The 18049-nt window shown below is 73.3% G+C and carries 16 protein-coding genes; 10 read left to right on the top strand and 6 right to left on the bottom strand.

The window, feature by feature from the left end; all coding sequences use genetic code 11:
- Positions 1–202: 202 nt before the first annotated feature.
- Positions 203–418 carry a hypothetical protein gene (locus ACIQFX_RS28235; RefSeq protein WP_402468920.1) on the bottom strand — a complete coding sequence of 72 codons (216 nt, stop codon included), beginning with the start codon at positions 416–418 and terminating at the stop codon, positions 203–205.
- A gap of 153 nt (positions 419–571) precedes the next feature.
- Here ACIQFX_RS28235 and ACIQFX_RS28230 point away from each other — a divergent pair, with 153 nt between their 5' ends.
- Positions 572–1543 carry an EamA family transporter gene (locus tag ACIQFX_RS28230; protein ID WP_402468917.1) on the top strand — a complete coding sequence of 324 codons (972 nt, stop codon included), beginning with the start codon at positions 572–574 and terminating at the stop codon, positions 1541–1543.
- 184 nt (positions 1544–1727) lie between these two features.
- Positions 1728–3173: an aldehyde dehydrogenase family protein gene (locus tag ACIQFX_RS28225; RefSeq protein WP_402468914.1), complete on the top strand. Its 1446-nt coding sequence runs from the start codon at positions 1728–1730 to the stop codon at positions 3171–3173.
- Positions 3174–3398: 225 nt separating this feature from the next.
- On the opposite strand, the gene ACIQFX_RS28220 is transcribed toward ACIQFX_RS28225, so the two are convergent.
- Positions 3399–3701, bottom strand: a complete 303-nt coding sequence (locus tag ACIQFX_RS28220) for a putative quinol monooxygenase (RefSeq protein WP_402468912.1) — start codon at positions 3699–3701, stop codon at positions 3399–3401.
- 251 nt (positions 3702–3952) lie between these two features.
- Between ACIQFX_RS28220 and ACIQFX_RS28215 the strand changes: the two genes are divergently transcribed.
- The 8 genes from ACIQFX_RS28215 (at position 3953) to ACIQFX_RS28180 (ending at position 14617) form a co-directional block, all read left to right on the top strand.
- Positions 3953–5875, top strand: coding sequence for an acyl-CoA dehydrogenase family protein (locus ACIQFX_RS28215; protein ID WP_402468910.1), 1923 nt, complete (start codon positions 3953–3955; stop codon positions 5873–5875).
- 176 nt (positions 5876–6051) lie between these two features.
- Positions 6052–7299, top strand: a complete 1248-nt coding sequence (aroA, locus tag ACIQFX_RS28210) for a 3-phosphoshikimate 1-carboxyvinyltransferase (protein WP_402468908.1) — start codon at positions 6052–6054, stop codon at positions 7297–7299.
- Between the two features lie 80 nt (positions 7300–7379).
- Positions 7380–8630 (top strand): 1-deoxy-D-xylulose-5-phosphate reductoisomerase, encoded by a 1251-nt coding sequence (gene dxr / locus ACIQFX_RS28205; RefSeq protein WP_402468905.1) that lies wholly within the window; start codon positions 7380–7382, stop codon positions 8628–8630.
- Positions 8627–9937, top strand: a complete 1311-nt coding sequence (locus tag ACIQFX_RS28200; RefSeq protein WP_402468903.1) for a M50 family metallopeptidase — start codon at positions 8627–8629, stop codon at positions 9935–9937. Before dxr ends, ACIQFX_RS28200 begins: the two co-directional genes overlap by 4 nt.
- 103 nt (positions 9938–10040) lie before the next feature.
- The gene (gene ispG / locus ACIQFX_RS28195; RefSeq protein ID WP_402468901.1) at positions 10041–11198 is read left to right on the top strand and encodes a flavodoxin-dependent (E)-4-hydroxy-3-methylbut-2-enyl-diphosphate synthase; all 1158 of its coding nucleotides are present in this window, start codon (positions 10041–10043) and stop codon (positions 11196–11198) included.
- A gap of 227 nt (positions 11199–11425) precedes the next feature.
- Positions 11426–12271 carry a GNAT family N-acetyltransferase gene (locus ACIQFX_RS28190; RefSeq protein WP_402468899.1) on the top strand — a complete coding sequence of 282 codons (846 nt, stop codon included), beginning with the start codon at positions 11426–11428 and terminating at the stop codon, positions 12269–12271.
- A gap of 28 nt (positions 12272–12299) precedes the next feature.
- Positions 12300–12845: a GNAT family N-acetyltransferase gene (locus tag ACIQFX_RS28185; RefSeq protein ID WP_402468896.1), complete on the top strand. Its 546-nt coding sequence runs from the start codon at positions 12300–12302 to the stop codon at positions 12843–12845.
- A 71-nt stretch (positions 12846–12916) separates the two neighbouring features.
- Positions 12917–14617, top strand: coding sequence for a proline--tRNA ligase (locus tag ACIQFX_RS28180; RefSeq protein WP_402468893.1), 1701 nt, complete (start codon positions 12917–12919; stop codon positions 14615–14617).
- Positions 14618–14969: 352 nt separating this feature from the next.
- Here ACIQFX_RS28180 and ACIQFX_RS28175 read toward each other — a convergent pair whose 3' ends face one another.
- Genes ACIQFX_RS28175 through ACIQFX_RS28160 form a run of 4 tightly spaced genes read right to left on the bottom strand, consistent with a single transcriptional unit; the run spans position 14970 to position 17989 of the window.
- Complete coding sequence (locus ACIQFX_RS28175) at positions 14970–15959, bottom strand: slipin family protein (RefSeq protein WP_402468890.1); 990 nt, start codon at positions 15957–15959, stop codon at positions 14970–14972.
- 46 nt (positions 15960–16005) lie between these two features.
- Positions 16006–16947, bottom strand: a complete 942-nt coding sequence (locus ACIQFX_RS28170; protein WP_402468888.1) for an aminoglycoside phosphotransferase family protein — start codon at positions 16945–16947, stop codon at positions 16006–16008.
- A gap of 32 nt (positions 16948–16979) precedes the next feature.
- Complete coding sequence (locus ACIQFX_RS28165) at positions 16980–17396, bottom strand: ferritin-like domain-containing protein (protein WP_402468886.1); 417 nt, start codon at positions 17394–17396, stop codon at positions 16980–16982.
- Positions 17393–17989: a hypothetical protein gene (locus ACIQFX_RS28160; protein WP_402468884.1), complete on the bottom strand. Its 597-nt coding sequence runs from the start codon at positions 17987–17989 to the stop codon at positions 17393–17395. Before ACIQFX_RS28160 ends, ACIQFX_RS28165 begins: the two co-directional genes overlap by 4 nt.
- Positions 17990–18049 lie beyond the last annotated feature (60 nt).

Below are 18049 nucleotides of genomic sequence, written 5' to 3'. Positions count from 1 at the left end.
CCGTGCCTTTGCAGGGGGCCTCGCCCCGAGGCCCCTACCTCGGGGCCTTCGCCTGCTTGGGCGGGAGCCCGCTGGCGCCGTCGCCCCAAGCAGTCGCCCCCGTGGCCGTCACCCCCGTGGCCGTCACCCCCGCGGCCGACGCCCTCGTGGCCGGCGTTCTGCGCCGAGACAGCCCCCGCCCTTCACCGGTCGCCCCCGCCCTTCACCCGTCGCTCCCGCTCCCGCCCCCGTCGCGCCCGCTCGTGTCGTCGTCCCCTCGCAGGCCGCGTCGGCGGCCGGCGCGGGCGAGCTCGCCGCCGAGGAGGGTGGCGGTGGCTACGACGCGGACCCATCGGGGGCCGCCGCGGGCGGCCCAGACGACGCAGACGCAGCCGAAGGCGGCGAGTGCGAGGACGGCGACGAGAGCGAACAGGATCATGGTCTTCCCCCTTGTGGTCCTGCGGTCGGGGCCATCCTGCCACCCGGTGGAGTGGGGGTCGCGGGCGGTGGGGCCGCCCGAATCGGGGTTCCCCTGCCCGGATCCGGGCAATTTTCTTGGTCTTTCGGCCGGGGACTCCCTAGTCTCCTGGGCATGACAAGACCCGCCGTGGATCCGGCACCCGAGGCGCACAAGGCCGTTCCCGAAGTCCCCGCCGTGACGGTGGGGGTGCCCGCGCGCCGGATCACCGGCGCCGTGTGGGCCGCGCTCGGCATCGTGTACGTCGTGTGGGGGTCGACGTACCTCGGCATCCGGATCGCGGTCGAGACGATGCCGCCGTTCCTGTCCTCGGGCACCCGCTTCATCACCGCGGGACTGCTGCTCGCCGGGATCATCGCCTGGCGGCAGGGGCCCGCCGCGCTGAAGGTCACCCGCAGGCAGCTCGGTTCCGCGGCGCTGATCGGTCTGCTCCTGATCCCCGGCGGCAACGGTCTGGTGGTCCTCGCCGAGACCTCCATCCCCTCCAGCCTCGCCGCGCTCCTCATCGCCGTCGTGCCCGCCTGGGTCGTCATCCTGCGGGCCTCCACCGGCGAGCGCCCGGGCCTCGGTGCCTTCGGCGGCGTCCTGCTCGGCCTCGCCGGCCTCGCGGTCCTCACGCTGCCGGGCCTGAGCGGCGAGGTGAAGATCGGGGGCGTGGTCCTGGTCGTCGCCGCGACCCTGCTGTGGTCGGTCGGTTCGTTCTCGTCCTCCCGCCTGCCGATGCCGCCGAACCCGTTCACGGCCAGTGCGTACGAGATGGTCGTCGGCGGCATCGCGGGGCTCGTGATCGGCGTCGTGCGCGGTGAGCAGCACGGCCTGGACGTGACCGCGATATCGGGGCGCTCGTGGGCGGCGCTCGCGTATCTGATCCTCTTCGGCTCGCTGCTCGCGTTCACGGCGTACGCCTGGCTCCTGCAGGCCGCGCCGCTGTCGCTCGTCGCCACCTACGCCTACGTGAACCCGGTCGTCGCCGTGTTCCTCGGCGCCCTCGTCCTGAACGAGGCCCTGACCTGGCCGCTCCTGCTCGGCGGCGCGGTCGTCGTCGGCGGGGTGTGTCTGATCGTCTCGACCGAACGCCGCGGGTGACCTGCGGGTGACCCGCAGGTCAGGGGGCTGGTGGCGGGCGGGTGCCACGGGCCCCTTCGGCCAATTCGGACAGAGCTTTCACCCCACCACTCCACACCGGACAAGCCCACGCCCGCCGCCCCGGCCCTAACGTGTCACGAGAGCAACCGCTCGCACCATCCGAAACGGAAAGGGCCGGGACGCAATGACGACCACCCACGCCTTCTGGCTCGCCGGCCGTGAGGCCACCGGCGACGCCACCTTCGACGTCACGAACTCCTTCGACGGACGTCTGGTCGGCAAGGTCAGCGTGCCCACCGAGGCCCAGGTCGAAGAGGCCGTCGCCGCCGCGCACGCCGTCGTCGACGAGTTCGCCGCGACCCCGGCGCACGTCCGCGCCGCCGCCCTCGACCACGTGTCGAAGCGGCTCGCCGAGCGCACGGAGGAGATCGCGCTGCTGATCTCCGCCGAGAACGGCAAGCCCATCAAGTGGGCCCGCGGCGAGGTCGGCCGTGCCGTCTCCGTCTTCCGTTTCGCCGCCGAGGAGGCCCGCCGCTGGAACGCCGGCGAGGCCCAGCGCCTGGACACCGAGGCCGGCGGCGCGGGCCGCCTCGCCCTCACCCGCCGCATCCCCAAGGGCGTCGTCCTCGGCATCGCGCCGTTCAACTTCCCGCTGAACCTCAGCGCCCACAAGGTCGCCCCGGCCATCGCCGTCGGCGCTCCGATCATCCTCAAGCCGGCCCCGTCGACGCCGATCTCCTCCCTGATCCTGGGCGAGATCCTGGCCGAGACCGACCTGCCGGCCGGCTCCTGGTCGATCCTGACCGTGCCGAACGACCGCATGCCCGCCCTCGTCCAGGACGAGCGCCTCCCGGTCATCTCCTTCACCGGCTCCGACAAGGTCGGTTACGCCATCCAGCAGTCCGTGCCGCACAAGCACTGCACGCTGGAGCTCGGCGGCAACGCCGCGGCCGTCGTCCTGCCCGACTGGTCCTCCGAGGCCGACCTGGACTGGGCCGCGAGCCGTATCGCCACCTTCTCCAACTACCAGGGCGGCCAGTCCTGCATCTCCGTGCAGCGCGTGATCGCCGACGCCTCGGTCTACGACCGCCTGGTGCCGAAGATCGTCGCCGCGGTCGAGGCCCAGGTCACCGGTGACCCGTCCGACGCCGCCACCGACGTCGGCCCGCTGGTCGACGAGGCCGCCGCCCAGCGCGTCGAGTCCTGGGTCGACGAGGCCGTCGAGGCCGGCGCCAAGCTCCTCACCGGCGGCAAGCGCGAGGGTGCCACCTACGCCCCGACCGTCCTCGCCGACCTCCCGGCCGGCGTCACCCTGGCCCGCGCCGAGGTCTTCGGCCCGGTCCTCACCGTCGCCCGGGTCGACGGCGAGGCCGAGGCGTTCGCCGCGGTCAACGACTCGGACTTCGGCCTCCAGGCGGGTGTCTTCACCCACGACCTGCAGACCGCGTTCCGCGCCCACCGCGCCCTGGAGGTCGGCGGCGTGATCGTCGGCGACGTCCCCTCGTACCGCGCCGACCAGATGCCGTACGGCGGTGCCAAGCGCTCCGGCGTCGGCCGCGAGGGCGTCAAGTTCGCGATGGACGACTACACCTACGAGCGCGTGCTCGTCCTGACGGGCCTCGCCCTCTAAGGCGTACGCCTCACCGGACCAGGCGGTCCGAGCCCACTGTGCGGGGGCTCGGACCGCCTTTCGGCGTTCCCCCTCCCGGAGCTACCCGGAGCTACCCGGAGCTACCCGGAACTCCCCGGGGCTCTCGGGGCTACCCGGGACCCGGGGCTACCCGGGGCTGCCGGAACTTCCCTGGGCTTCCCGTGGCCTCTCCCGCCCCATCGCCCGACCTCCCCGCGCTCCCCGTCAGGCCACAGGCGCGTCGACCAGTCGGACGACCTCGGCCGGCCCGGCGCGGAAGGCCTTGTTCGCCGCGTCCGCGGCCGCCATGTGCGGGGCCGCGTCGTGCGCGGCGAGGGCCTCGGCCGAGGCCCAGCGCTCGATCAGGACGAAGCGGTCGGGGTCGTCCGCCACCCGGTGCAGGTCGTAACGGAGGCACCCCTCCTCGGCCCGTACCAGCGGCGCGAGGGAGGCGAAGGCGGCCACCTGCTCCGCGCCCCGGCCCGGCAGGGTGGTGATGTGGATGATGAGCTTGATCGGCTGCGACATGCCGGGACCCTGGACGGCAGGCGTCGGGGACGGCCGGGCATTCCACCACGCGGACGTCCCGGGCCTCTCCTCGCTCCCGCCGCCTTTCCGAGCGCCCGCCCGCCTCTTCGCTCCCGCCGCCTTTCCGAGCGCCCGCCCGCCTCTTCGCTCCCGCCGCCTTTCCGAGCGCCCGCCCGTCTCTCCTCGCTCCCGCCGCCTTTCCGAACCCGCGGTTATCGGGTACGACGGACAGGAAGCCCCAGGAGGCGTCCATGACCGCACCCACCCAGCGGCCCAAGGTCACCGAACGCGAAGCCCGGCAGACGGCCGAGGCGGCGCGCGAGCGGGACTGGCACAAGCCGAGCTTCGCCAAGGAGCTCTTCCTCGGCCGGTTCCGGCTGGACCTCGTCCATCCCCACCCGCTCCCCGCGGACGAGGACGTACGGCGCGGGGAGGCGTTCCTCGCGACCCTGCGGGCCTTCTGCGAGACCCGGATCGACGGCGCCCGCATCGAACGCGAGGCCCGGATCCCCGACGAGACGATCGCCGGACTCAAGGAGATCGGCGCGCTCGGGATGAAGATCGACCCGGCGTACGGCGGCCTCGGACTCACCCAGCTGTACTACAACCGCGCGCTCGCCCTCGTCGGCTCCGCCAGCCCCGCCGTCGGCGCCCTGCTCTCCGCGCACCAGTCGATCGGCGTACCGCAGCCGCTCAAGCTCTTCGGCACCCAGGAGCAGAAGGACGCCTTCCTGCCCCGGCTCGCCCGTACGGACCTCTCCGCCTTCCTGCTCACCGAGCCGGACGTCGGGTCCGACCCCGCCCGGCTGGCCACCGCCGCCGTGCCCGACGGAGACGCGTACGTCCTCGACGGGGTCAAGCTGTGGACCACCAACGGGGTCGTCGCCGACCTGCTCGTCGTCATGGCCCGCGTGCCCGTGTCCGAGGGCCACCCCGGCGGCATCACCGCCTTCGTCGTCGAGGCGGACGCCCCCGGCATCACCGTCGAGCACCGCAACGCCTTCATGGGACTGCGCGGCCTGGAGAACGGCGTCACGCGCTTCCACGGCGTGCGGGTCCCGGCGGCCCACCGCATCGGCCCCGAGGGCGCCGGCCTCAAGATCGCCCTCACCACGCTCAACACCGGCCGGCTCTCCCTCCCCGCGGCCTGTGCGGGCGCCGCCAAGTGGTGCCTGAGGATCGCCCGTGAATGGTCGGCGGTGCGCGAGCAGTGGGGCAAGCCCGTGGCCCGCCACGAGGCCGTCGGCACCAAGATCTCCTTCATCGCCGCCACCGCGTTCGCCCTGGAAGCCGTCGTCGACCTCGCCTCCCAACTGGCCGACGAGGACCGCAACGACATCCGGATCGAGGCCGCCCTCGCCAAGCTGTACGGCTCCGAGAAGGCCTGGCTGATCGCCGACGAACTCGTCCAGATCCGCGGCGGCCGCGGCTACGAGACCGCCGACTCCCTCGCCGCCCGCGGCGAACGCGCCGTCCCCGCCGAGCAGTTGCTCCGGGACCTCCGCATCAACCGGATCTTCGAGGGCTCCACCGAGATCATGCACCTGCTGATCGCCCGCGAGGCCGTCGACGCCCACCTCTCCGTCGCCGGCGACCTCATCGATCCCGACACCTCCCTCGCCGACAAGGCCAGGGCGGGCGCCCGCGCCGGCGGCTTCTACGCCCGCTGGCTGCCCGGACTCGTGGCCGGCCAGGGGCAACTCCCGCGCTCGTACGCGGAGTTCGGCGACCTGGCCGCCCACCTCCGGTACGTCGAACGCACCTCCCGCAAGCTCGCCCGCTCCACCTTCTACGCCATGTCCCGCTGGCGGGGCCGCATGGAGCTCAAGCAGGCCTTCCTCGGCCGGATCGTCGACATCGGCGCCGAACTCTTCGCCATGAGCGCGGCCTGCGTCCGCGCCGAACTCCTCCGCACCACCACCGACCACGGCCGTGAGGCCCACCAGCTCGCCGACGCCTTCTGCCGCCAGGCCCGCCTCCGCGTCGACGACCTCTTCACCCACCTCTGGTCCAACACCGACGACCTCGACCGCCGGGTCGCCGACGGGGTGCTCGCCGGCCGCTACACCTGGCTGGAGGAGGGCATCGTCGACCCGGGCGACGACGGGCCCTGGATCGCGGACGCCACGCCGGGGCCGTCGACCCGGGAGAACGTCCACCGCCGCATCCCCTGACCGCCGCGTCCCGGCCGGATCGTCGTCCTGGGCGACGGCACCGTGACGGGGCCGCCTCTACCGGTGGGGGTGCGGCCTCGATCGGGCAGGGCCCGCGGTGCCACGCCTCGGTGCGCGGCGTTCCGCGATGCGGAACGCGGGTCCGCCCGGCGGGACGGGACGGCAGGATGGGGGGCGTGACCGTCATCGACATCCCCGGATCCAAGTCCGTCACCGCCCGCGCGCTGTTCCTCGCCGCGGCCGCGGAGGGCACGACGACCCTCCTCAGGCCGCTCGTCTCCGACGACACCGAGGGCTTCGCCGAGGGCCTCACCGCCCTCGGCTACGCCGTCCGCCGCGAGGACGACGCCTGGCACATCGAGGGCCGCCCCGCGGGACCCGGCGCGGAGTCCGCCGACGTCTACTGCCGCGACGGTGCCACCACCGCCCGCTTCCTGCCCACCCTCGCCGCCGCGGGCCACGGCACCTACCGGTTCGACGCCTCCGCGCAGATGCGGCGACGGCCCCTGGCTCCGCTGACGGCGGCCCTGCGCACGCTCGGCGTCGACCTGCGGCACGGCGGGAAGGAGGGGCACCACCCCCTCGACGTCCACGCGCACGGCGTGAAGGGCGGGGCGCTGACCCTCGACGCGGGGCAGTCCTCGCAGTACCTGACGGCCCTGCTCATGCTGGGCCCGCTCACCGCGGAGGGCCTCGACATCACCGTCACGGACCTGGTCTCGGAGCCGTACGTCGAGATCACGCTGGCGATGATGCGGAGCTTCGGTGCGGAGGTCACGCGGGAGGACGGCCGGGAGGGGCGTACGTACCGGGTGGCTCCCACCGGCTACCGGGCGCGGACGTACGGCATCGAGCCCGACGCCTCCACCGCCAGCTACTTCTTCGCCGCCGCGGCCCTCGAACCGGGCCGGTCGGTCACCGTGCCGGGGCTCGGCACCGGCGCCCTCCAGGGCGACCTGGCGTTCGTCGACGTGCTGCGCCGCATGGGCGCCGACGTCGAGACCACCGACGCCGCGACGACGGTCCGGTCCACCGGCGGGCTGCGCGGCCTGACGGTCAACATGCGGGACATCTCGGACACGATGCCGACGCTGGCGGCCATCGCGCCGTTCGCCGACGGGACGGTCCGCATCGAGGACGTGGCGAACACGCGGGTCAAGGAGTGCGACCGGCTCGACGCCTGCGCGGAGAACCTCCGCCGCCTCGGCGTCACCGTGCGGACCGGCCCGGACTGGATCGAGATCGACCCCGGCGCCCCCGCCGGACCGGCCGAGATCGCCACACACGGCGACCACCGGATCGTCATGTCGTTCGCGGTGACGGCGCTGCGCACGCCCGGGATCACCTTCGACGACCCGGGGTGCGTGAAGAAGACGTTCCCCGATTTCCACCGGGCCTTCGGCGACTTCGTCCGTACGGTGTGAGGACGGCGCCCCGCGGACGCCGCACCCCTTGAGGACCACCCCGTGAGGACCGCACGGGGTTTGCGGCAAGAATGGGGGGCATGAGCGACCGCCCCTCTCCTCTCGCCGACCCGCACATCGCCTTCGACGCGTCCGAAGGACGCCGGGACATCGTCGTCCTCGGCTCGACCGGGTCCATCGGCACGCAGGCCATCGACCTGGTGCTGCGCAACCCCGACCGTTTCCGGGTCACCGCCCTGGCCGCTTCCGGCGGCCGGGTCGGACTGCTCGCCGAGCAGGCGCACCGGTTGAAGGTCGCGGCGGTCGCCGTCGCCCGGGAGGAGGTGCTGCCGGAGCTGCGGGACGCGCTGAAGGCGCTGTACGGCACGGAGCCGCTGCCGGAGCTCCTGGCGGGCCCCGACGCGGCGACCCGGCTGGCGGCCTCGCCGTGCCACACGGTGCTCAACGGCATCACCGGCTCCATCGGCCTCGCGCCGACCCTCGCGGCCCTCGAAGCCGGCCGTACGCTCGCCCTCGCCAACAAGGAGTCGCTGATCGTCGGCGGCCCGCTGGTGAAGGCGCTCGCGAAGCCGGGGCAGATCATCCCGGTCGACTCCGAGCACGCGGCCCTCTTCCAGGCGCTCGCCGCCGGCACCCGCGCCGACGTCCGCAAGCTGGTCGTCACGGCCTCCGGAGGCCCGTTCCGCGGGCGTACGCGGGAGCAGCTGGCCGACGTCACCCGCGAGGACGCGCTCGCCCACCCGACCTGGGCGATGGGCCCGGTGATCACGGTCAACAGCGCGACCCTGGTGAACAAGGGCCTGGAGGTCATCGAGGCCCACCTGCTCTACGACATCCCCTTCGACCGCATCGAGGTCGTCGTCCACCCCCAGTCGTACGTCCACTCGATGGTCGAGTTCTCGGACGGTTCGACGCTCGCCCAGGCGACCCCGCCGGACATGCGCGGCCCCATCGCCATCGGCATCGGCTGGCCGGAGCGGGTCCCGGACGCGGCCCCGGCCTTCGACTGGACCAAGGCCTCCACCTGGGAGTTCTTCCCGCTGGACACGGAGGCCTTCCCGTCCGTCGGCCTGGCCCGGCACGTCGGCACGCTGGGCGGTACGGCCCCCGCCGTCTTCAACGCGGCGAACGAGGAGTGCGTGGAGGCTTTTCTCGCCGGGCGGCTGCCGTTCAACGGAATCATGGATACCGTCACTGCGGTCGTCACCGAGCACGGACAGCCCGCCAAGGGAACCTCGCTCACGGTGTCGGACGTCCTCGAAGCGGAGACCTGGGCGCGCGCCCGGGCCCGTGAGCTCGCAGCGAAGGCAACAGCGGAGGCCCGCGCATGACCGAAATGCTCCTGTACGCCCTGGGCATCGTGCTGTTCGCCCTCGGGCTCCTCGTCTCCATCGCGTGGCACGAGCTCGGGCACCTCTCCACGGCCAAGCTCTTCGGCATCCGCGTGCCGCAGTACATGGTCGGCTTCGGCCCCACCATCTGGTCGAAGAAGCGCGGCGAGACCGAGTACGGCATCAAGGCCATTCCGGCCGGCGGCTACATCCGCATGATCGGCATGTTCCCGCCCGGCGAGGACGGCAAGATCGAGGCCCGCTCCACCTCGCCGTGGCGCTCCATGATCGAGGACGCCCGCGAGGCCTCGTACGAGGAACTCCAGCCCGGCGACGAGACCCGGCTCTTCTACACGCGCAAGCCGTGGAAGCGCGTCATCGTGATGTTCGCCGGACCGTTCATGAACCTGGTCCTCGCGGCGGCGCTGTTCTTCGGCTCGATGATGACGCTGGGCGTCGCGAGCCCGACGACCCAGGTCGCGGGCGTCCAGAAGTGCGTCCTCAAGCTGAGCGACGAGCGCAAGGAGTGCCGCACGGGCGACCCGGTGTCCCCGGCGTTCGCGGCCGGCCTGAAGGACGGGGACAAGATCCTCGCCCTGAACGGGCAGACGGTGAAGGACTGGGACGCCCTCTCCGACAGCATCCGCAACGCCGCCATCGGCCCCGCCACGCTCACCGTCGAGCGGGACGGGCAGCGGATCGACCTGCACCCCACCCTCGTCTCCAACGAGGTCGAGAAGAAGGACGCCGACGGCAACGTCGTCCGGCCCGTCCAGTACGTCAAGGCCGGCTACCTCGGCTTCCAGCCGGAGTCCGAGGTCGCGCCCCTCACGTTCGGCGAGACCAGCGAGCGGATGACCGACCTCCTGGAGAGCGGCGTCCACTCCGTCATCGCCCTCCCCGGCAAGATCCCCGGCCTGTGGGACGCCACCTTCGGCGACGGCGAGCGCGCCGAGGACTCCCCGGTGGGCGTGCTCGGCGCCGCCAGGATCACCGGCGAGCTGATGACCGTCGAGGCGCCGCCGACGACGATCCTCGTGATGTTCATGAACCTGCTGGTCATGTTCAACGTCTCGCTGTTCCTGTTCAACATGCTCCCGCTGCTGCCGCTCGACGGCGGCCACATCGCGGGCGCCCTGTGGGAGTCCGTACGCCGCCACACGGCCCGGATCTTCCGGCGCCCCGACCCCGGCCCGTTCGACGTGGCCAAGCTGATGCCCGCCGCCTACGTGGTGGCCGGCGTCTTCGTCTGCTTCACCCTGCTCGTCCTCGCCGCCGACATCGTCAACCCGGTGAAGCTGACGTAACCCTCACGGGGGTCGGACCCGGTGGTGTCCGGCCCCCCGCCCCCGGGGCGGTAACCTCGGAGACCTGAGCCCGCCGACGCACAACCTTGAGGTTGCACAAAAGATGACCGCGATTTCTCTCGGTATCCCGACCGTCCCGACCCGGCTCGCCGAGCGGCGCAAGAGCCGTCAGATCCAGGTCGGCAGCGTGGCCGTCGGCGGTGACGCCCCCGTCTCCGTGCAGTCGATGACCACGACCCGCACGTCCGACATCGGCGCCACGCTCCAGCAGATCGCCGAGCTCACCGCCTCCGGCTGCCAGATCGTGCGCGTCGCCTGTCCCACCCAGGACGACGCCGACGCGCTCGCCACCATCGCCCGGAAGTCGTCGATCCCGGTCATCGCCGACATCCACTTCCAGCCGAAGTACGTCTTCGCCGCGATCGACGCCGGCTGCGCGGCCGTCCGCGTCAACCCGGGCAACATCAAGCAGTTCGACGACAAGGTCAAGGAGATCGCCAAGGCGGCCTCCGACGCCGGGACCCCGATCCGCATCGGCGTCAACGCGGGCTCGCTCGACGCGCGGCTCCTGAAGAAGTACGGCAGGGCCACCCCCGAGGCGCTCGTCGAGTCGGCGCTCTGGGAGGCCTCCCTCTTCGAGGAGCACGGCTTCCGCGACATCAAGATCTCGGTCAAGCACAACGACCCGGTCATCATGGTCGAGGCCTACCGCCAGCTCGCCGCCCAGTGCGACTACCCGCTGCACCTCGGCGTCACGGAGGCGGGCCCGGCCTTCCAGGGCACCATCAAGTCGGCCGTCGCCTTCGGCGCCCTGCTCTCCCAGGGCATCGGCGACACCATCCGCGTCTCGCTCTCCGCGCCGCCGGCCGAGGAGATCAAGGTCGGCATGCAGATCCTGGAGTCGCTGAACCTGCGCCAGCGCCGCCTGGAGATCGTCTCCTGCCCGTCCTGCGGCCGCGCCCAGGTCGACGTCTACAAGCTCGCCGAGGAGGTCACCGCCGGCCTCGACGGCATGACCGTCCCGCTGCGCGTCGCCGTCATGGGCTGCGTCGTCAACGGCCCCGGCGAGGCCCGCGAGGCCGACCTCGGCGTCGCCTCCGGCAACGGCAAGGGCCAGATCTTCGTGAAGGGCGAGGTCATCAAGACCGTCCCCGAGTCGAAGATCGTCGAGACCCTCATCGAAGAGGCGCTCAAGATCGCCGAGCAGATGGAGAAGGACGGCATCGCCAGCGGCGAGCCGACCGTCGCCATCGGCGTCTGACACCCCGGACGCCCTGGGCGTCCGACACCCGGACGCCCCCGGCGTACGACGCCCAGGACCCCCTCGGCGTACGACGCGCCCCGGACGCCCTCGGCGCCCGCTCCGGCGCACGCGCGAAGCCCCTCCACCCCACCGGGCGGAGGGGCTTCGCGCGTGCGGGACGACCCCTCACTCAGGGCACGGGGGTACAGTGCGGAGACCAGCAGACCGCACCGTGAGGCCCCCTCGTGTTGACACAGACGACCACCCGGGTCCTCGAACCCGCCGACCTCGGCGCCGCGCTCGCCGTCCTGGAGAGCGCCCCCGTCGAGAACGCCTTCGTGGCCGCGCGCGTCCAGGTCGCGGGGCTCGACCCCTGGCGGCTCGGCGGCGAGATGTGGGGCTGGTACACCGAGGGCAGACTGCGCTCCCTCTGCTACTCCGGCGCCAACCTCGTGCCCATCTGCGCCACCCCCGAGGCCGTCCGCGCCTTCGCCGAACGGGCGCGCAGGATCGGCCGCCGCTGCTCGTCGATCGTCGGCCCCGCCGAACCCACCGCCGAACTCTGGCGGCTCCTGGAGCCCAGCTGGGGCCCCGCGCGCGACGTCAGGGCCCACCAGCCGCTGATGGTCACCGAGGAGCCCTCCGCCACCGTCACCCCCGACGCGCTCGTGCGCCGCGTCCGCAAGGACGAGATGGAGGCGATCATGCCCGCCTGCGTGGCCATGTTCACCGAGGAGGTCGGCATCTCCCCGCTCGCCAACGACGGGGGACTCCTCTACCAGGCCCGGGTCGCCGAGCTGGTCGGGGCGGGCCGCTCCTTCGCCCGCATCGAGGACGGCAAGGTCGTCTTCAAGGCCGAGATCGGCGCCGCGACCCGCCAGGCCTGCCAGATCCAGGGCGTCTGGGTCGCCCCCGAGCACCGCGGCAAGGGCCTCTCCGAGACCGGCATGGCCGCCGTGCTCCGGTACGCCCTGGCGGACGTCGCCCCCGTCGTCAGCCTGTACGTCAACGACTACAACACCCCCGCGAGGGCCGCGTACCGCCGCGTCGGCTTCCGTGAGACGGGCGCCTTCATGAGCGTGCTGTTCTGAGGCCCCGGCCGCTTGTAGGGTGCGCCGCATGGATGACGCAGAGGTCGTGATCGGGCCGGTCAATCTCGCCGCCCGGGTGGACGAAGCCCTCGACGTACAGGCGCTCGCCTTCGGCCTGGACGCGGGCGAGGTCGCCGTACGCCGCCACATCGTGCTGCGCCACCTGCTCAGCCCCGGCGCCCGCGCCTACGGGGCCACCACCCCCGACGGACGGCTCGTCGGCTTCGTGTACGGCATGCCCAACGACCGCACCCACTGGTGGTCCACCGTCGTCGAGGCGTACCTCAGGGCCACCGGCACCGCCGACTGGCTCGACGACTCCTTCGTCATCACGGAACTGCACGTCCACCCCGACTTCCAGGGCCGCGGCGTGGGCCGGGAACTGATCACGACCATCACCGACGGCGCCGCGGAACCCCGCTCGATCCTCTCCGCGATCGACATCGACTCCCCGGCCCGCGGCCTCTACCGCGCCCTCGGCTACCGGGACCTCGCCCGCCAGGTGCACTTCCCGAGCGCCGCCCGCCCGTACGCCGTGATGGGCGCGCCGCTGCCGCTGCTGCGCCGGAACTGATTTCTCCGACCAGGGGCGGCCCGGCTAACCTCGGGGCCATCAACGTCAGTCCCGGCAGGAGTACGAGAATCATGGCCAACGCACCGGTCCAGCGCATGTCCCAGTTGATGGCGAAGACGCTGCGCGACGACCCGGCGGACGCCGAGGTCCTCAGCCACAAGCTCCTCGTCCGCGCGGGCTACGTCCGCCGCACCGCCGCCGGCATCTGGAGCTGGCTGCCCCTCGGCAAGAAGGTCCTCGCCAACGTCGAGCGCATCGTCCGCGAGGAGATGGACGCCATCGGCGCCCAGGAGGTCTCCCTCCCCGCCCTCCTGCCCCGCGAGCCCTACGAGGCGACCGGCCGCTGGGACGAGTACGGCGCCGAGCTGTTCCGCCTCCAGGACCGCAAGGGCGGCGACTACCTCCTCGGCCCCACCCACGAGGAGATCTTCACCCTCCTGGTCAAGGACCAGTGCTCCTCGTACAAGGACCTGCCGGTCATCCTGTACCAGATCCAGACGAAGTTCCGCGACGAGGCCCGCCCCCGCGCCGGCATCCTCCGCGGCCGCGAGTTCCTCATGAAGGACTCCTACTCCTTCGACACCGAGGACGAGGGCCTCGCCCAGTCCTACGCCCTGCACCGCCAGGCCTACCAGCGCGTCTTCGAGCGCCTCGGCCTCGACTACCGCATCTGCGCCGCCACCGCGGGCGCGATGGGCGGCTCGAAGTCCGAGGAGTTCCTCGCCCCCGCCGAGGCCGGCGAGGACACCTTCGCCGACTGCCCCAACTGCGACTTCGCGGCGAACACCGAAGCCGTCTACCAGCAGGTCAAGACGGTCGACGCCGCCTCGGTCCCCGCCGCCGAGGAGATCCCCACCCCCGACACCCCCACCATCGAGACGCTCGCCGCCTCGCTGGGCGTGCCGGCCTCCGCCACCCTGAAGAACCTCCTGGTGAAGGTCGACGGCGAGATCGTCGCCGTCGGCGTCCCCGGCGACCGCGAGGTCGACATGGACAAGGTCGAGGCGCACTTCGCCCCGGCCGCCGTCGAGCTCGTCACCGAGGCCGACTTCGCCGTCCGCTCCGACCTGGTCCGCGGCTACGTCGGCCCCCAGGGCCTGGAGAAGGTCACCTACATCGCCGACCCCCGCGTCGCCCCCGGCACCGCCTGGATCACCGGCGCCAACAAGGAGGGCATGCACGCGAAGAACGTCGTCGCGGGCCGCGACTTCGAGGTCGGCGAGTACGTCGACGTCGTCGTCGTCCAGGAAGGCGACCCGTGCCCCAAGTGCGGCACCGGCCTCAAGCTGGACCGCGCCATCGAGATCGGCCACATCTTCCAGCTCGGCCGCAAGTACGCCGACGCCCTCAAGCTCGACGTCCTCGGCCAGAACGGCAAGCCCGTCCGCGTCACCATGGGCTCCTACGGCATCGGCGTCTCCCGCGCCGTCGCCGCCCTCGCCGAGCAGACCGCCGACGACAAGGGCCTCTGCTGGCCCGCCGAGGTCGCCCCCGCCGACGTCCACGTCGTCGCCGCCGGCAAGGCCCTCCAGACCGAGCTCGCCCTCGAGGTCTCCGACAAGCTCGCCGCCGCCGGGCTCCGCGTCCTCGTCGACGACCGCCCCGGCGTCTCCCCCGGCGTCAAGTTCACCGACTCCGAGCTCATGGGTGTCCCCAAGATCCTCGTCGCCGGCCGCCGCGCCGCCGAGGGCATCCTCGAGCTCAAGGACCGCCGCACCGGCGACCGCCAGGAACTCACCATCGCCGAAGCCCTCACCCACCTCACCGCCTAACCCCCGACGGGCCCCACTCCCGGGGCCCGTCCCCCACTCCCGTGGTGGCGCCCACCGCCGTGTGGGCCTGCGCCCGCGCGCCCAGCCCGTCGGCCCGCCGCCGTGTGGGCCCGCACGGTGGCAGGCTGGCGCAGCGCACAGCCTGGGCACGGCAGCGGGCGCAGCCGACAGCGGCCGGGAACGGCAAGCCTGCGCACGCCTCGGGGCGGCAGAGGCGCAGCCTGCAACGCGGTGGGCCGCGGCCAAGGCCCGGCGAGGTCGCCCACAACCCGCGGCCAAGGCCCGGCGAGGTCGCCCACACCCCGCGGGCGGCGGCGCGCGGCCAGGGCCCGTGGCACGGAGGCGCCCGCAGTCAGGGCGCGGCGTCCGGCTCGTGCGGTGTGGGGTCGATGGAGGGCCCGGTGAGGTCGCCGATGGAGTCGAGCGCGTCGACGCGCCCCTTGAGGTAGGCGTCGCTGAGCACCGACGCGGCCGCGTCGGTGCCGGGCACGGTCCCGGAGTCGGGCGCGGCGGAACCGGCCGCGGTACCGGAGTCGGGCGCGGCGGAACCGGCCGCGGTCTCGGAGTCGGCCGCGGCGGCACTCGGCGCGGCGCGTTCGAGGAAGCGGAGGAGCTCGACGGGGATGGGGAGGACGAGGGTGGAGTTCTTCTCGGCGGAGACGGCCATGACGGTCTGGAGGAGGCGGAGCTGGAGCGCCGCGGGCTGGGCGGACATGACGCCCGCCGCTTCGGCGAGCTTCTTGGAGGCCTGGAGTTCGGCGTCGGCGTTGATGACGCGGGCGCGCCGCTCGCGGTCGGCCTCGGCCTGGCGGGCCATGGAGCGCTTCATGGTCTCGGGGAGGGAGACGTCCTTGATCTCGACGCGGTCGATGGCGACGCCCCAGCCCATGGCGGGGCTGTCGAGCATGAGCTCGAGGCCTTGGTTGAGCTTCTCGCGGTTGGAGAGGAGGTCGTCGAGGTCGCTCTTGCCGATGATGGAGCGGAGCGAGGTCTGCGCCATCTGGGAGACGGCGAACTTGTAGTCCTCGACGCGGATGAGCGCGTCGGCGGCGTCGACGACCTTGAAGTAGACGACGGCGTCGACGCGGACGGTCACGTTGTCGCGGGTGATGCCCTCCTGCGCGGGGACGGGCATCGTGACGATCTGCATGTTGACCTTGTGGAGCCGGTCGACGACCGGGACGATCATGGTGAAGCCGGGGGAGCGGATGCCGTCGCGCAGCCGGCCGAAACGGAAGACGACGCCGCGCTCGTACTGCTTGACCACCCGTGCCGCCGCGGCCGCGTACACCGCGGTCGCCGCGGCCGCGCCGGCCACCGCCATCAGCAGCTCTTGGAACATCACGGCCCCCTGGGATCGAGCCGAACGGTACAAAAAGGGTATTCCCCTACAGCCAGCTCGCGAACTCCAGGAGCAGCTCGGCGTCCTGCCGCCGTCCGGCGGTCAGTGCCCGCGTCCCCGATTCGACGGCGCGGAAGAGGGTCCAGCCGTGGAGCCGTTCCCGGTCGAGGTCGAGGGAGTCGGCCAGTTTGTTGACCCGTCTGCGGGCAGTCGAGGCGCCGGAGGAGGCGGCGACGAGGTCCTCGACCCGGTCGCGTACGAGCCGGGCGAGGTCGTAGGCGCGCTCGCCGACCAGCGGCTCGGGGCCGACGGCCAGCCAGGGGGCGCGGTCGCCGGCGAGCACTTTGCCCTGGCGGAAGTTGCCGTGCAGCAGCAGGGACTCGGCGGGGGCGGCGACGAGCTCCTCGCGGGCGGCGAGGGCGGCGGCGGTCAGCGCGGCGATCTCGGCCGAGGTCGCGGCGGCCCCGGTCGAGGCCTCGGGGGAGTCGGACCCCTGGAGGTAGGGGGCCATGGCCCGGGCCTGGCGGGCCGTGCGCTCGGCCACCGTCTCGAAGCCGTGCCCGGCCGGGGGCTCGACCCACAGTTTGCGTACGGTCCCGGCGGCTTCGAGGAGCGCCTTCGCCTCGGGGAGGGAGCGCAGCGAGACCTCGGGGTGGAGGCGTTCGAGGACGAGCGCGCCCTGCCCGGCCTCGTCGAGGAGCTGGACCGCGCCCCAGCCGTTCCAGTGCGCGAGGGCGTCCCGTTCCAGGTCCGGCCGGGTGAACGGGGGTGCGATCTTGAGCGCGGCGGGGGAGCCGTCGGGTCGCCGGACGAGGGCGACGAGGCTGCTGCGCCCGCCGGGGGCCATCACCCGTTCGGCGTCCAGGGAGGTGTGGCCGAGCGCTTCGTCGGCGAGCGCGGGCAGCTTCGCGAGCCACTCGGCCGCCGCGGCGTCCCCGTACGTCTCGCCGAGGCTCCTGGCGAGTCGCTGCGGCGGTTCGAAACCCATGCGTGCGTCGTTTCCTTCGGTCGGGTCGGGGCTCAGACCCGCTCGGCGAGCCCAGGAAAGGTTACGTCGCTGCCGCGCCAGCGGACGGCCCGTACCGCCGTCTCCCGGAGCGCGGCGGCGGCCTCGCGGCGCAGCGGGCCGCCGGTGGCGCGTACGAGGTCGGAGTAGGCGCCGGCCACCCGGTCCTCCAGGATCGCGGCCAGGCGCACGGCGCCGGCCGGGTCCGCGACCCGGAAGGGCAGCTCGTACGCGGCCTCCGAGGCGACGGGCGTGCCGCCGAGGTCGCGGACGGTGCGGCGCAGCGCGTCCCGGCGCGCCCGGTGGGCCTCGTAGGCCGCGGTGGCCTCGGGGCGCCGTTCCGTTCCGATCCGGCCGCCGACGACCCCGTACCCGTACACCGCCGCGTGTTCGGCGGCCAGGGCGGCCTGGGCCGCGTCGAGGGCGGTCATGCCCGTGCTCCTTCGGTCAGCAGGTAGGCGTGGGCGGCGCCGGCCGCCGCCACGGAGGCGAGCAGCCGGGCGTACTCGGGCGGGGCGGTGAGCAGGGCGGTCGTGTGCTCGTCGGCGGCGGCGCGCGCGGCGGCGGCGAGCTCCTTCAGCGCCGCCCGGGGCTCGGCGGGCACCGGCGCCGGAGCGGGCCCGGCGGGTGTGGTCGCGGTGGCGGGCGGAGTGGTGGACGAGGCCGCGGACGGCGCGGCGGAGGCCTTCGCGGAGTCCGGCGCGGGGGTCGCCGTCGTGCCGCCTTCGCCGAGGGCCGTCGCGTGGGCCGCCACCGAGCGCCGCAGCGGGGTCAGGCGGGGCGCGAGGGCGGGGTGCGCGGCGAGGGTGGCGTCGTAACGTTCCAGCAGGCCGTGTGCGGAGGTCACGGCGCGCCGGCGGAGCTCCGCCTCGGCGCGCGCCACCCGTTCGGCCTCCCGTCGGGCCTCCTGTTCGGCGGCGCTCGGCGGCGTGCCGCCGTCGGATGGGGAGCCGCAGCCGGCGAGGGCCGCCGCTCCCGCCGCCGCGCCCGCCACCAGGAGCGCGCGCCTGCCCGTCGTCGTCACGCCTTCTCCCTCGGCTGTCGTCCGTCGTCGAAGATCGTCGAGATCACCGCAGGCGAGCGT

It is taken from the genome of Streptomyces sp. NPDC093089 (assembly GCF_044754405.1).
Classification (GTDB): Bacteria; Actinomycetota; Actinomycetes; order Streptomycetales; family Streptomycetaceae; genus Streptomyces.
This window is presented reverse-complemented; position numbering and strand designations above follow the sequence as displayed.